Annotated in this window: 11 protein-coding genes; 7 read left to right on the top strand and 4 right to left on the bottom strand. The window is 72.8% G+C overall.

All coding sequences use genetic code 11. The annotated features are described in order from the left end of the window. Positions 1–62: 62 nt before the first annotated feature. A complete protein-coding gene (locus tag EAO77_RS15615; RefSeq protein WP_261993917.1) occupies positions 63–1430 on the bottom strand; it encodes an MFS transporter in 1368 nt (455 codons plus the stop codon). Then, positions 1427–2089, bottom strand: coding sequence for a TetR/AcrR family transcriptional regulator (locus EAO77_RS15610; RefSeq protein ID WP_261993916.1), 663 nt, complete (start codon positions 2087–2089; stop codon positions 1427–1429). The genes EAO77_RS15615 and EAO77_RS15610 overlap by 4 nt, the downstream gene beginning before the upstream one ends. 221 nt (positions 2090–2310) lie before the next feature. Between EAO77_RS15610 and EAO77_RS15605 the strand changes: the two genes are divergently transcribed. From EAO77_RS15605 to EAO77_RS15590, 4 genes are all read left to right on the top strand, one after another. Continuing rightward, positions 2311–3840: a helix-turn-helix domain-containing protein gene (locus EAO77_RS15605; protein WP_147988568.1), complete on the top strand. Its 1530-nt coding sequence runs from the start codon at positions 2311–2313 to the stop codon at positions 3838–3840. A gap of 298 nt (positions 3841–4138) precedes the next feature. Next, positions 4139–4606, top strand: a complete 468-nt coding sequence (locus EAO77_RS15600) for an NUDIX hydrolase (RefSeq protein WP_147988567.1) — start codon at positions 4139–4141, stop codon at positions 4604–4606. A gap of 281 nt (positions 4607–4887) precedes the next feature. Further along, positions 4888–6132: an NAD(P)/FAD-dependent oxidoreductase gene (locus tag EAO77_RS15595; RefSeq protein WP_147988566.1), complete on the top strand. Its 1245-nt coding sequence runs from the start codon at positions 4888–4890 to the stop codon at positions 6130–6132. Positions 6133–6229: 97 nt separating this feature from the next. Continuing rightward, positions 6230–6883 carry a ScbR family autoregulator-binding transcription factor gene (locus EAO77_RS15590; RefSeq protein WP_147988565.1) on the top strand — a complete coding sequence of 218 codons (654 nt, stop codon included), beginning with the start codon at positions 6230–6232 and terminating at the stop codon, positions 6881–6883. Between the two features lie 10 nt (positions 6884–6893). On the opposite strand, the gene EAO77_RS15585 is transcribed toward EAO77_RS15590, so the two are convergent. Then, positions 6894–7562, bottom strand: a complete 669-nt coding sequence (locus tag EAO77_RS15585; protein ID WP_147988564.1) for a ScbR family autoregulator-binding transcription factor — start codon at positions 7560–7562, stop codon at positions 6894–6896. A gap of 204 nt (positions 7563–7766) precedes the next feature. Here EAO77_RS15585 and EAO77_RS15580 point away from each other — a divergent pair, with 204 nt between their 5' ends. Both EAO77_RS15580 and EAO77_RS15575 read left to right on the top strand, forming a co-directional pair. After that, positions 7767–8717: a ScbA/BarX family gamma-butyrolactone biosynthesis protein gene (locus tag EAO77_RS15580; RefSeq protein ID WP_147988563.1), complete on the top strand. Its 951-nt coding sequence runs from the start codon at positions 7767–7769 to the stop codon at positions 8715–8717. After that, positions 8707–9678 carry an NAD-dependent epimerase/dehydratase family protein gene (locus EAO77_RS15575; protein ID WP_147988562.1) on the top strand — a complete coding sequence of 324 codons (972 nt, stop codon included), beginning with the start codon at positions 8707–8709 and terminating at the stop codon, positions 9676–9678. Before EAO77_RS15580 ends, EAO77_RS15575 begins: the two co-directional genes overlap by 11 nt. A 68-nt stretch (positions 9679–9746) precedes the next feature. Here EAO77_RS15575 and EAO77_RS15570 read toward each other — a convergent pair whose 3' ends face one another. Then, positions 9747–12572 carry a helix-turn-helix transcriptional regulator gene (locus EAO77_RS15570; RefSeq protein ID WP_147988561.1) on the bottom strand — a complete coding sequence of 942 codons (2826 nt, stop codon included), beginning with the start codon at positions 12570–12572 and terminating at the stop codon, positions 9747–9749. Between the two features lie 423 nt (positions 12573–12995). On the opposite strand from EAO77_RS15570, the gene EAO77_RS15565 reads away from it, so the two are divergent. Next, positions 12996–13865 (top strand): AfsR/SARP family transcriptional regulator, encoded by an 870-nt coding sequence (locus tag EAO77_RS15565; RefSeq protein ID WP_187283221.1) that lies wholly within the window; start codon positions 12996–12998, stop codon positions 13863–13865. Positions 13866–14062 lie beyond the last annotated feature (197 nt).

Here is a 14062-nt window from a genome sequence, read left to right as displayed (position 1 = left end):
GTGTGCAGGTCGTACATCCGATTCGCCCGTGAACATCGCGGAATGTACGAGCTGATGTTGCGTCACGATCTACTCGAAAGCGGATATCTCGGACTTCGCTCGGTCAGCCTGCCGCTGTTCGAGCTGCTCACCACCCTGGTCCCCGCGGCCACGTCCGGGGCCGCCGACATCACTGCCGTCGCCGCCGCGATCCCGGCCGTCGGCCCGATGTTCATGGCTGTCTGCTGGAGCCCGCCCGCCGCGCCCGCGTGCTCCACGGGGGCCTCGCGCACCGCGACCGCGGTGGCCGCGACCATCACCGTCCCGAACCCGGCGCCCAGCAGCACGAAGCCGGTACCGCTGTGCCACCACGGGGTCCCCGGGCCGAGCCCGGACAGCAGCGCCACGCCGGCGGCGAGCGCGAGCGCCGCCGACGCGGCCGTACGGCGCGGTCCCTGCCGCCGCAGCAGGACGGGGGCCAGCGGCGCGGCGAGGATCATGGCGGCCGCCCCCGGCAGGGCCGTGAGACTCCCGCGCAGGGGATCGTGACCGAGCACGTCCTGGAGGACGTACATCGCGACGAACAGGGCTCCGAGCATCGCCGCCGACGCGCACACCAGCACGGCGAGGGCGGCGGCGACGGGCCGGGAGCCGATGACGGCGGGCGGCACGAGCGGCTCGTCCGCGCGCCGCTCGTGGCGGACGAACACGGCACCCGCCAGCAGGAACGCCGCGCATCCGGCGGCCGTCGCCCAGGTGACGCCGTCCACGGGGACGGCGACGAGGGTGTGCACGCAGCAGACCAGGGCCACGGCGAGCAGCAGCGCCCCGCCCGGGTCGAGACGCCCGGCGGCGGCCGGACGTGCGGGGGATCCGGCGCCGTCGGGCGCGGCGGGGACGCGTACGGCCAGCGTGAGGACGCCCATCAGCGTGGCGGGCACGACGTTCAGGACGAACACCGCGCGCCAGCCGAAGTGCGTGGCCAGCACGCCGCCGGCGAGCGGGCCGGCGGCGGCCGCGAGCCCGATGGCGCTGGTGCGCAGGGCGATCGGCACGGCCAGCCGGTCGGGCGGGAAGGAGGCGCGCAGCATGCCGAGGGTGGCCGGCTGCAGCAGCGCCCCGAAGACCCCCTGGACGACCCGCAGGGCGACGACCCAGCCGATGCCGGGCGCCACGGCTATCCCGGCGGACGCTGCGCCGAAGCCGATGATTCCGACGGCGAAGAGCCGCTCGTGCCCGTACCGGTCGCCGAGACGGCCGGCGAGGACGAGGAGGGCGGCGACGGCGATGAGGTAGCCGGTGCTCGTCCACTGGACCTGTGCGTAGCCGGCGCCGAGGTCCCGCTGGAGGACCGGCTGCACGACGGTGAGCACGGTGCCGTCGAGGGCGACGACCGAGGCGCCGACGACGCTGCCGGTGAGCGCGACCCCTCGCCGCAGCCGGCCGCTCACCGTTCCTCCGGCCCGAGGTGGGCGTCGAGCGCCGCGCCCAGCAGCGCCTCGATGTCGTTCTCGCCGGTGGCGAGTCTCAGGCTTCCCCACTGCCACAGCTGCACGATGCCGTGCAGATTCGCCCAGAGCGCGCCCGCCACGACACGGGACGGCGCCGTGCGGGCTCCGGTTCCGGCCTCGGCGCCGGCCTCGGCTCCCGCCCCCGATGCGGCGGCCGCTGCCGTGGTCGCGGCCTGTGTCCCGGATCTCGCCTCGGCGACCAGGGTGGTGAGCAGCTCGAACAGCGGCAGGCTGACCGAGCGAAGTCCGAGATATCCGCTTTCGAGTAGATCGTGACGCAACATCAGCTCGTACATTCCGCGATGTTCACGGGCGAATCGGATGTACGACCTGCACACCGCGGCAACGCGTTCGCGCGGTGTCCGCCCGTCGTCCGCCACCGCCGAGGCGGCGTCGGCGGCCACGAGGGCGAACCCTTCACGGGCGATGGCGGAGAGCAGTTCCCGGTGCGTGCGGAAGTGCCGCCGCGGCGCGCCGTGCGACACACCGGCCCTGCGGGCGATCTCACGCAGCGTCAGCGCCTGCACGCCCTCCTCGGCCACCAACTCGACGCCGACGGCGACCAGCCGGGCCCGCAGGCCCCCCTCCCGATCACTCATGGACCCTGTCTACCAAGCCCGAGTAGACACTGTCTACTCATCGCGCACCGGCAAGCCGTCCACTCCCCCATGACACCGACGCAGCAGTCCGTGTTGCCGCACGCCCTCCGGGGAACGAGCATCGGAACGAGGCGCGCCCCCGTGCCGATCCGGGCCCGTCCGTCACTCCGATGGCACACCCCCTCGCGAGCTCATCTCATATCTGAGATAGCCTCCTTGTCATGTCAGACGACTACCTCGTACGCATCGGCAAGCTCATCCGTGACGCCCGTCAGCATCGTGGCTGGACACAGAGCCAGCTCGCCGAAGCGCTCGGTACCAGCCAGAGCGCCGTCAACCGGATCGAACGCGGTAACCAGAACATCAGTCTTGAGATGATCGCCCGCATCGGCGAAGCGCTCGACAGCGAGATCGTCTCCCTCGGCTACGCCGGCCCGATGCATCTGCGGGTCGTCGGCGGACGCCGCCTCTCCGGTTCCATCGACGTCAAGACGAGCAAGAACGCCTGCGTCGCGCTGCTCTGCGGCTCGCTGCTCAACAAGGGCCGCACCGTGCTGCGGCGGGTGGCCCGCATCGAGGAGGTCTACCGGCTCCTGGAGGTCCTCGGCTCCATCGGCGTCCGCACCCGGTGGATCAACGACGGCATGGACCTGGAGATCGTGCCGCCGGCCGACCTCGACATGCACGCCATGGACGCCACGGCCGCACGCCGCACCCGTTCGATCATCATGTTCCTGGGCCCGCTGCTGCACCGGATGGACAACTTCCGGCTGCCGTACGCGGGTGGCTGCGATCTCGGCACCCGCACCATCGAGCCGCACATGATCGCCCTGCGCCGCTTCGGTCTGGACATCACCGCGACCGAGGGCATCTACCACGCCCAGGTGGACCGTTCGGTCTCGCCCGACCGCCCGATCGTGCTGACCGAGCGCGGCGACACCGTGACGGAGAACGCGCTCCTCGCGGCCGCCCGCCACGACGGCGTCACCGTCATCCGCAACGCCTCGTCCAACTACATGGTCCAGGACCTCTGCTTCTTCCTGGAGGCGCTCGGCGTCACGGTGGAGGGCATCGGCACGACGACGCTGACCGTGCACGGCGTGCCCACCATCGACGTGGACGTGGACTACTCCCCGTCCGAGGACCCGGTGGAGGCGATGAGCCTCATCGCGGCCGCGGTGGTGACGGAGTCGGAGCTGACGATCCGCCGGGTGCCGATCGAGTTCCTGGAGATCGAGCTCGCGGTGCTGGAGGAGATGGGCCTCGACCACGACCGCTCGGCGGAGTACGCGGCGGACAACGGCCGCACCCGGCTGGTGGACCTGACCGTGCGTCCCTCCAAACTGGAGGCGCCGATCGACAAGATCCACCCGATGCCGTTCCCCGGCCTGAACATCGACAACGTGCCGTTCTTCGCGGCCATCGCCGCCGTCGCCCAGGGCCAGACCCTCATCCACGACTGGGTGTACGACAACCGCGCCATCTACCTGACGGACCTCAACCGGCTCGGCGGCCGCCTCCAGCTCCTCGACCCCCACCGGGTCCTGGTGGAGGGCCCCACCCGCTGGCGCGCCGCCGAGATGATGTGCCCGCCCGCCCTGCGTCCGGCCGTCGTCGTGCTGCTCGCGATGATGGCGGCGGACGGCACCTCCGTGCTGCGCAACGTCTACGTGATCAACCGCGGTTACGAGGACCTCGCGGAGCGCCTCAACTCGGTGGGCGCCCAGATCGAGATCTTCCGCGACATCTGACAGGAGACTGCCGCCGCACCCCTCCCTGACCCGCTGTTCAGCGGGTCAGGGAGGGGTGCGGCATCTCGGGGACTTTGGGCCCGCCGTGGGCTGCGCGGCCGCAGCTCCACAGGCTCTGCGGCACCCCCAGGAGCCCGTCTCCTCCGGTTCGATCTTCCCGGCCGGGAACTGCCGCCAGGGGGCTGGGGGTGCACGGGGTGGGCCGACGACGGAAAGGGCTGTCCGAACCCGTGGTGCTCGTACGCGTCGTGCTTCCCGGCGGTTCTCCCCTGTACCACCACCAGAAGGAGCACATGGCATGACCGGCATCGTCAGGCGCAATGCCCGCGCGATCGTCCTCGACGGCGACGAGCTCGTCCTCATCAAGCGCACCAGGCCGGGCAGGGAGCCGTACTGGGTGACCGTCGGCGGAGGGGTCGAGGCGGACGACGTGACCATCGAGGCAGCCCTGCACCGGGAGGTGTTCGAGGAACTGGGCGGCAAGCTGGAGCGCGCCGAACTCGTCCACCTGATCACCGACGAGCTGGAGGGCGGCGTCGGCGTCCAGCACATCTTCGCCGCGCGCCTGGTGTCGATGGACCTGGCCGCGCGTACGGGGACGGAGTTCTCCAAGCCGGAGCGGGGCGGGTACGAGGTGGTTCGCGTGCCGTTCACCGCCGAGGTCGTCCGCGAGCTGAACCTGATGCCGCCGGAGCTCGCCGACTTCATCGCCGCGAACACGGATGCGATCGTCTCCGTCCTCGACACCCCGATCCGCGAGGCGTGAACGAGGGCGCGGGTCCGGGACGTTGTCAGCCTCGGCGGCCCCGACAACGTCGGCAGGACGACTCACCTCGTGCGACTGGCCGAGCGCTGGAACGGCTTCCCGTCGCTGTGAGCGGTCCATGAGCACGACCCCGAGACGTGGGCGCGAGTGGCCGCCGGCGACCACGCCCGGCCTCGCGCGCTCGAACCCCCCCTACTGCCCCCCAGACTGCGGTCGTCGGGCGCGACCCGGTGGGCGGGCGGCGACACGATGGGTGGAGGTGTCCGCGACTGGGAGGTCCGATGGCAGTGCAACAGGTGGGCGAAGGGCGCCCCGTGGTCGTCGTCGGGGCCGGTGCGGCCGGGGTGCAGACCGTGGTGGCGCTGCGCGAGAAGGGCTACGAGGGGCCGCTGCTGCTGCTCGGCGACGAGCGGCACCGCCCGTACGACCGGCCGCCGCTGTCCAAGTCGGTGCTGCTGGGCGGGAGCGCCGACGACGTGCGCTTCGACGTGGACTTCGACGCGCTGGGCGTGGAGGTGCGCCTGGGCTGCGGGGCGAGGGGGCTGCGCCCGGACGCGCGGGAGCTGGACACCGAGCAGGGGCCGGTCGGCTACGGCACGCTGGTCCTGGCGACGGGCGCGGAGCCGGTGCGTCTGCCGGGCGCCGCCGGTGTGCCGTCGGTGCACGAGCTGCGCACCCTGGACGACGCCCGCCGGCTCGGGCCGGTGCTCGCGGAGCGGCGTGACGTGGTCGTGGTCGGGGCGGGGTGGATCGGCGCCGAGTTCGCGACGGCGGCCGCGGCCGCGGGGTGCCGGGTCACCGTCGTCGAGGCGGCCGACCGGCCGCTCGCCGGGGCGCTGCCCGCGGAGGTCACCGGTCCGATGCGGGCCTGGTACCGGGAGGCCGGGGTGGAACTGCGCACCGGCGCGGGCGTCCGGCGGATCGAGGACGGGGTGGTCGAGCTGGCGGACGGCGACCGGCTGACGGCCGGGGCCGTGCTGGTGGGCGTGGGCGCGCGCCCGGCGACGGGCTGGCTGGCGAATTCGGGGGTGGCGACCGGCGCGCGGGGCGACGTCCTGGCCGACGAGGGGCTGCGGACGTCGGTTCCCGGTGTGTACGCGGTCGGGGACTGCGCCTCGTTCCCCTCGGCCCGGTTCGGCACCCGGCTGCTGGTGCACCACTGGGACAACGCGCTCCAGGGGCCGCGGACGGTTGCGGCCTCGGTGACGGGCGACGCCGGAGCGGTGTACGACCCCGTGCCCTACTTCTGGTCCGAGCAGTTCGGCAGGTTCGTGCAGTACGCGGGGCATCACGCGGACGCGGACGCGCTCGTGCGGCGCGGCGACCCGGAGGGGGACGCGTGGAGCGTGTGCTGGCTGCGCGACGGGCGGCTGGTGGCGGTGCTCTCGGTCGGCAGGGCGCGCGACCTGGCCCAGGGACGCCGGCTGATCGCCTCGGGGGTTCCGTTGGTGCGCGACCTGGTGGCGGACGCGGAGGTGCCGCTGAGGTCGGCCGTCGCCGACAGCGCTCCGGTTCCGGTGAGTTGAACCGGAGCGGTACGCGTAACCTGTGTGCACACCCCACGACATACCGTTCGACCGGTTTTACAATGGCCGTGCAGCGGCGACAGCAAGGAGGCCCCGGATGGTCAAGCAGGAGCGCGCCGAGCGTACTCTGAGACGGATCATCACAGCCGCGGCGGAACAGTTCGAGCGCAACGGCTACCGGGGCACCAGCCTCGACGACATCACCCGCGCGGCGGGCGTCTCCAAGGGCGCGTTCTACTTCCACTTCGCCTCGAAGGACCAGGTGGCGATGGCGGTGCTGGGGCTGGCCCAGGGGCTGCTGGAGGACACCGTCGCCGAGCCGTGCGACGCCACCGGTTCACCGCTGCAGTCGCTGATCGACCTCACCCACGAGCTGAGCGAACTGGTGCGCCTGGAACCGCCGGTGCGGGCCGCGATGCGGCTCCACCGCGAGCGTCCGGACCCGGTCCCGCAGGACTTCGACCATCACACCCTGTGGTACGAGGCGGCGGACAGGCTGCTCGACCGGGCGGCCCGTCAGCACGAGCTGCTGGACACGATCCCCGGCCGGGCCTCGCGCACGCTGGCCTCCACCACGCTGTTCTCGGTGGAGGCGCTCAGCTGGACCGACGTGCCCGAGGGCGAGTCCTCGCGGCAGCTGTCGGAGCTCTGGGACCTGCTGCTGCCCGCCATCGCGCCGCCGGCCCTCGTGGGGACGTTCCGCACCTCGGCGCCGGACAAGTGCCCCGAGCCGGAACACGCCCCGGCCTGACGGCCGCGGGTCAGCCGACCTCGACGCCTTCGCGCACGAGGGCGGCCTCGCGGGCGTGGTCCAGCAGGCCGGGGGTGCCGGCCACATGGAAGCGGGCGAGCCGGCGCACGGGCACGAGACCGGGCAGCATCATCCGCCACATCTGGGTGGTGCGCTCGGTCAGGTCGCGGCGGCCGGTGAGCACCTGCGACGACAGCTGGAGACCGGTCCAGCAGCCGACGATGACGTTGGCGGCGTCCGCGACGTCGACCTCCGGCTTGATGTCGCCCCTCCCCTGCGCCTGGGCGAGGCAGTTGCGGATCAGATCGATCCACTTCGCGTAGGGCCCGGCGTTGGCGCCGGAGGCGGTCGACTGCTCGATCACCAGCCGGATTCCGGCCCGCACGCGGACGCTCTCCTGCAGTTGCTGGGCCATCGTGTGCACCAGGTCGATCACCGTCTGGACCCCGGGGCGGTCGAGGTCGCGCAGGGTCTCCCAGATGGAGAACTGCTCGCCTATCACGGCCTGGGCCAGGTCTTCCTTCGAGGCGAAGTGGAAGTAGAGGGCTCCCTTCGTCACCCCCGCCTCCTTCACGATGTCACTGAGACTCGTGCCGAAGAAGCCCGTGCCGTCGAAGGCCCGTGCGGCTCCGTCGATGATCGCGCTGCGGGTGACCTCTGCCCGTTCCTGCCTGGCCATGTTCCAACCTCCCGAATTTCCCACGGACCGCCGGTGCTTCCTCTGCCCGCCCCGCGTGAACACCGTGGCCGCTGCATGGACCAATTTTGCTCACACCCCTCGTAAAAAACCAACTAACTGGTATTGTTTTCTCCATCGCTCCACCGAGCCTCTCGTGTTCCAGCCCGACATCCGTGCTGCTCAACTCACCTTCAGGAGGCCCTGATGCGCGTTGCGACCCTCATGCACCCGGCGGATCTCTCGTCCGCCGACGCTCCCGAGCTCTTTCTGCAGACGGTGCCCCGGACCTTAGTCCACCGGGCCGCCGTCTCCGAGGTCTTCGTCACCGGCATACAGCGCATAGCTCCCGAACACTTCCGCGTCGGCGCCCAGTGGCCCCGCAGCCACAGCTACTACGGCCCGGTGGCCGGCCGCCGACACGATCCGATGCTGCTCGCCGAATCGATTCGCCAGGCACTGCTGCTCATCTCGCACGAGGCGTACGACGTCCCGATCGGCTACCACTTCCTCTCCCACACCGTCTCCCACGACATCGACCCGGACGGCGCGCTGCTCAACGGCCGCCCCGCGCACGTCCTGCTCGACGTGCGGTGCGACGACCTCAAGCGCCGGGGCAAGACCGTCAGCGGCTACACCGCGCGGGTCGAGTGCATCCGCGACGGCGTCGTCGTGGGCTCCGGCGAGGTCACCCTCAGCTGCCTGCCCCCCGCCGTCTACGGCAGAGTCAGAGGTGAGCGCGCCCTCGGCGCCTCCGCGCCCCAGCGGCGCGCCCTGCCCGCGGCCGTCACCCCCGAACTGGTCGGCCGGCGCTGCGCGTCCGACGTGGTGCTGGGCGAGACGGGCATCGACCGCGTCTGGACCCTGCGCGCCGACCAGGAGCACCCCGTCCTCTTCGACCACCCCGTGGACCATGTACCGGGAATGGTGCTGATGGAGGCGGCCCGGCAGGCGGCGCTCGCCGTCGTCCAGGACCCGGACGGCCTCGCGGTCTCCTGCGAGGCGGCGTTCGACCAGTACGTGGAGTTCGACAGCGCCTGCCTGGTGACCGCGGTCGCCGGCACCGACCCGGTGACGGGTCCGCGGACCGTCGACGTGCGCTTCGACCAGGGCGGCGCCACCGTCGGCACGTGCAGGGTCAAGGTCCTTGCGAGCTGAACGCGGCGCGGTCCTGGTCGTGGGGGGAACGGGGTTCATCGGCAGCGCGGTCGTCCGTGAGCTGCTGACACCGTCCGGCGGAGGCGTATCCGATGTGCGCGTCCTCGCCCGCCGGCCACTGCCCGACTGGATGACATCTGCGGGTGCGCGGAGGATACCCGCCGATCTCCTCGATCCGGCAAGCCTCGAAGGGTGTTGCGACGGTGTCGGCACCGTTCTCCACCTGGCCAGCTACGTGGGGCGCGATCCCGCGCTGTGCGAGGCCGTCAACGAACGCGGCACCGCCGCCCTCGCGGCGGCCGCACGGGCGGCGGGCACCGGCCGTCTGCTCTACGTCTCCACCGCGTCCGTGTACGGCCGCGGCCCCCACCGTGGCGCGGCCGAGGGCCGGCTGCCGACGGCGCCCGCCTCGCCGGCGAGCACCTCGCGGCTGGCGGCCGAGGCCACGGTGCTCGACGGCGGGGGGATCGTGCTGCGCCCCCACCTCGTCTACGGACCGGGCGACAAGTGGTTCGTCCCCACCGTCTGCCGGCTGCTGCGCACGGTCCCGGTGTGGGCCGACGGCGGCAGCGCCCGGGCCTCGCTCGTCGGGGTGCGGGACCTGGCCCGGGTGGTGACGGCCTTCGCCGCACGCGACTGGTCCGGCGAACACGGCGGCGTGCACCACGTCAACCATCCGCGTCCGGTGAAGTTCCGTACGGTGGTGGGTCAGCTGTGCCGGCACCTCGGCATCGCCCCGCCGGGCTCGGACCTCTCCCGCCGGGCGCACCGTGAGCTGACGGCGCGGGTCCTGCCGCAGCTCTCCGACCATCAGCACGCCCTGCTCACCGAGGACCACTGGTACGACAGCAGCGGGGTGTGGGCCAGGCTCGGCCTGTCCCCCGGGCCCGGCTTCGCCGCCGGGCTGGTGCCGGGCCTGCCCTGGTACCGCAGGCATCTGGCAGGTCTGCACCTCGTCTGACGGCCGGCCCCCGCTCCGGCGGAGGGCACAGGGTGGGGCGGTCCGCTGCGGCGGGCCGCCCCACCCTGTCATGCCTGCCCGCCGGCGTTCACCGTCTCCGCCCCGCTCAGGGTGAGTTCGACCGGGAGGTCCTTGCGGCAGCGCACCCCCAGCTTGCGGTAGACGCGCGTCAGATGCTGCTCCACCGTGCTCGGCGTGATGAACAGCTTCACCGCGATCTCGCGGTTGGTGTATCCGCCGACCGCGAGCGCGGCGACGCGCCGCTCGGAGCCCGTCAGCAGCGCGCTCTCGGGCGCGGGCACCGGAGAGCCGGCCTGTTCGTCGCCCTCGTCGAGGAAGGACAGCAGGGCCTCGTTGAGCGGCGCGGCCCCGCACAGCCCCACGAGATGACGCGCGCGCCGGGCCTGGGTCCGCGCCCGCCGGTTGTCGCCCAGCTGGTGGTAGGCCTCGCTGAGGTCCGCCAGCACCCTGGTCTGCTCGTACCGGTCCCCGCACTGCTCGAAGAGTTCGAGCGCCTCCGCGAGCATCTGGGGGCGCCGTCCGACGGGTCCGCCGACGGCCAGGACCCGCAGCGCACCGGCCCGGGACCGGGCGCCGTCGGTGCCCGGCCGGCCCAGCTGGTCGTACGCGAGGCGGGCCGCCTGTTCCCGGTTGCCGAGGGCGAGCCACGCCTCGGCGGCGCTGGTCCGCCACGGCACGATGCCCGGGACGTCGATGCCCCAGCCCCGCATCCGCTCCCCGCAGGCCAGGAAGTCCGCGAGGGCCGCATGGTGGTGGCCCGTCGCGAGGTGGAACTGCCCGCGTGCGTGCAGGTAGTGCAGGCCGTACCGCGTCTCGAACATGGCCTTCGGCACGGAGCGCGTCAGGTACGACTCCGTCTCGTCGTAGTGGCCCATGCGCGTGGTCGCGAGGACCAGGCTGGCCAGCGGGGCGCCCAGTGCCACGCCCCAGGCGTTCGGCGTCACATGGCCGAGGGCGAGCTGGGCGTGGTCCACGGCGCCCGTGAGGTCGCCGAGGCGGACGGCGGCCTCGGCGCGGGTGGCCGAGAGCAGCGCCATCCAGGTGGGCGAGTACGGGGTGTGGCCCTCGCTCAGCAGCCGGTCGCACCAGGCGGCCGCGTCCGGGCGGTCGGCGCCGAGCAGCACGCCGAGGGCGAGCAGCGCGGGCTCCTCGGGCCAGGTGATGTCGTAGCTGGGGCCGCGGTCACGGAGCACCTGCTCGGCCCGGTCCACGACCTCGTGCGCGCGGCCGCCGACGAGTGCGCCGGCGAGCACCGCGGTGGGGCGGCTCCACGGCTCGGCGCGTCCCGGGCCGGGAGGCCGGCCGCCGCCCGTGGCCGCGGCCGGCCCGGGTCTGCGGGCGCGGCGCGCGACGGTGGGGTGGGTCCAGGCGATCCACTGCTCGGTGTCGTGCAGCAGGGCCGCGTCCTCGCCGTGCGGGTCCAGTTCGGTCTCGCGCAGCAGGTCGAGCATCTCGCGCGCCTCGGCGGAACGCCCCTGCCACAGCAGCTGCCTCACGAGGTCCACGGCGTGCGCCGGGCTGACGTCCCCGGCCCGGGCGGCCTCGGTGAGCGCGGTCAGGTGGTGCTCTGCCGTGGCGGGGTCGGACAGCCGGCGGACCTGGACCAGCCGGGACTCGACGGCTGCCCGGTCCGCGGCCGTCTCGTGGTCCGCGGTCAGCGCCGTCTCCAGCGCCTCGGCCGCCCGGTGGGCGCGCCCGGCGATGAGCTCCTGCTCGGCGGCCTCCAGCAGGACGTCCACGCTCCACTGCCCCGCGGGCGCGCCCGCGTCGACGAGGAGCCGGGCCGTCTCCGGGGCGGGGGCGCCCTGCTCGTAGAGGAGTTCGGCCGCGCGGACGCGCAGGGCCGCGCGTTCCGCGCCGGGGATCCTGTCGAGGATGCTCTGCCGGGCGACGTCGTGACGGAAGCCCGTGCCGTGCACCAGGCCGGCCGCCCGCAGGGCGCGCAGCGCCGCGTCGGCGACGGCACCGTCGAGGCCGGCCAGACGTGCGACGCGCTCGGGCGTCGTCGCGGTGTCCAGTACGGCGAGCGCCCTGGCCACGGCGGTCACCGAGGCGTCCGCCCGGCTGAGCTGGCGCAGCACGGCACGGCCGTAGCCCTCCCGCCGCACACCGCCGGTCTCCAGGTGGTCCTCCAGCAGGGCGTGCAGGAGCAGCAGGTTGCCCGCCGCGATCGCCTGGAACTCGGGCGCGAGGCGTTCCGCGCTCGGGCGGTCCAGATGGGAGGCGAGCATGGCTGCGACCCCTGCCTCGGACAGCGGGGTCAGGCGCATCCGGGCGGCGTGCGGCTGGTCCAGCAGTTCGGTCCGGAACACCGCGGGGCCGTCGGGGAGTTCGGAGTCGTCGGTGAGGACGGCCGTCATCCGGGCGGAGGCCATGCGCCGGCACAGGTAGAGGAGGCAGTCCAGGGACAGCCGGTCGGCGTGGCGGATGTCGTCGATCGTCACCAGGACGGTGGTGTCGCCGGCGAGACCGAGCAGCGCCTGGGCGATGTCGTGCAGCACCCGGGCGAGCCCGGTGCCGATGGGCGCCTCCTGTCCCGGTGCGCCGATGTCGCCCGTGACACCGGCGGCCGGCTCCTGGGCCGCGCGCCGCAGCAACAGGTCGATCTCGGCGGCCCGTTCCCCGGCGATCGGCGCGGAGCGCAGCAGCTGCCCCAGCACCCCGAGGGGCAGGGCGCTCTCGGCGCGCGAGCCCGCGGCACGCAGGACCAGGCAGCCGGCGTCGGCGGCGTGGTCGGCGACCTGACGCAGCAGTTCGGTCTTGCCGCTGCCGGACGGACCGTCCAGCAGAACGACCTTTCCCTTTCTTGCTCCGGATTGCGCCAGAAGATGTTTCAGATGCATCGCCTGCTCGGCGCGTTCGACCAGTTCCACTGGCCACCCTCCCGTTCTGACAGGTCTGCAGGATCTCACGCCGCCAGGCGATTCGTTTTTCCTTTTCCCGTCGCACGGGCGGCAGTTCGGAAACTAGCAACCAGTCAGGGGAGGATGGTTTTTCCCTGTCCATCGCCCGTCCAACGGCTGTCCATCGAGGCCGCGGCGAACGGGTGAGCGTGCCGGGAACGGTGCCCTTCCGGGTGATCTTGAAGTCAGCCCACGGTTGACGCGAAGGGTGTGTCGGCTCGTCACCGGACCTCTCTGAACTGGCATTTCCCCGACCGTGCGACCGGCGGGCGAGACGGGAGCGTCGACCGCTTGACAAACAGGTCGATCGGTTTGTTTACTGTAGGGGTGACGCTGAGGAGGCGTACCAGAACTCGACTTCGGCTGGAGTGAGCCAGCGTGCGATTCAATTTATTGGGCCCTCTCGAAGCCTATTCCGGCGACGCTCCCGTCGCTCTCGGCGGCTTCAATCACCGTGCCATCGCAGCATTTCTCCTGCTGCACGCAAATGAAGTCGTCCCCACCAGCAAGCTGATGCACGCACTGTGGGGATATGAAACTCCGGCGACCTCGCGCAAGATGGTGCAGAATGCCGTCTCGGGCCTCCGGAAGATCATCGACCGGCACAGCGGCCCCGACGGCCCGGTCACCTTGTCGACCTGTCCCCCGGGTTATCGCCTGACGGTGGACACCGCGCGGCTCGACCTGGGCCGCTTCCGCCTCCTCGTGGACACCGGCCGCGCCGAACTGGCGGCGGGCGAACGTGAGTCGGGGCTCGCGCAGCTGCGGTCGGCGCTCGCCCTGTGGCGCGGTCCGGTGCTCGCGGACCTCACGGAGACCGGTGTCTCCTGGCCCGAGCTCAGCGCGCTGGAGGGAGCCCGGCTGTCCGTCTTCGAGGACTGCGCGCAGGAGTCGCTCGACCAGGGGCGTCACCACGAGATCCTCGGCGAGCTGGAGGAGATGGCCGCGGCCCAGCCCGCCGGCGAGCGGCTGTGCGGCCTGCTGATGCGGGCGCTCTACCGCTGCGGACGGCAGCACGACGCCCTCGCCGCCTACCAGCGCACCCGTGGCGCCCTGCTCGACGACTTCGGTCTCGACCCGGGGCGGGAGCTGCGCGAGCTGGAGCTGGCGATCCTCAACCACGACCCGTCCCTGCTGCCGGAGGCGGCCCCCTGCCTGTCGCGGACCATTCCCGCACCCCGGAGCGTCGCCCGTTGCAGCCGCCTCGCCACGGCCGGCCCGCGGGGTCGCCGCCCCCGCTCCACCGCGCACGGCCACCGCTGAGGTCACGCGAAAGGGCGGCGCACTCCGGCGTGGTGCCGGGTACGCCGCCCAGGGGCGGAACGGGTTGGCGGGGGCGACCCGCGTCCGAATGCGCTGCGCCGAGGCGGGCGCGGGACCGGTGGTGAGCGAGGACGGTCGGGCCCGGGCACCGGGCGACGGCGATCCAGCCGTCGTCGCCGATCTCCGGAACCCTCCGT

This window comes from Streptomyces sp. T39 (assembly GCF_008042045.1).
In the GTDB taxonomy this organism is placed as follows: domain Bacteria; phylum Actinomycetota; class Actinomycetes; order Streptomycetales; family Streptomycetaceae; genus Streptomyces.
The sequence above is the reverse complement of the archived record's forward strand: the minus strand, read 5'-3'. Positions and strand labels throughout refer to the sequence as shown.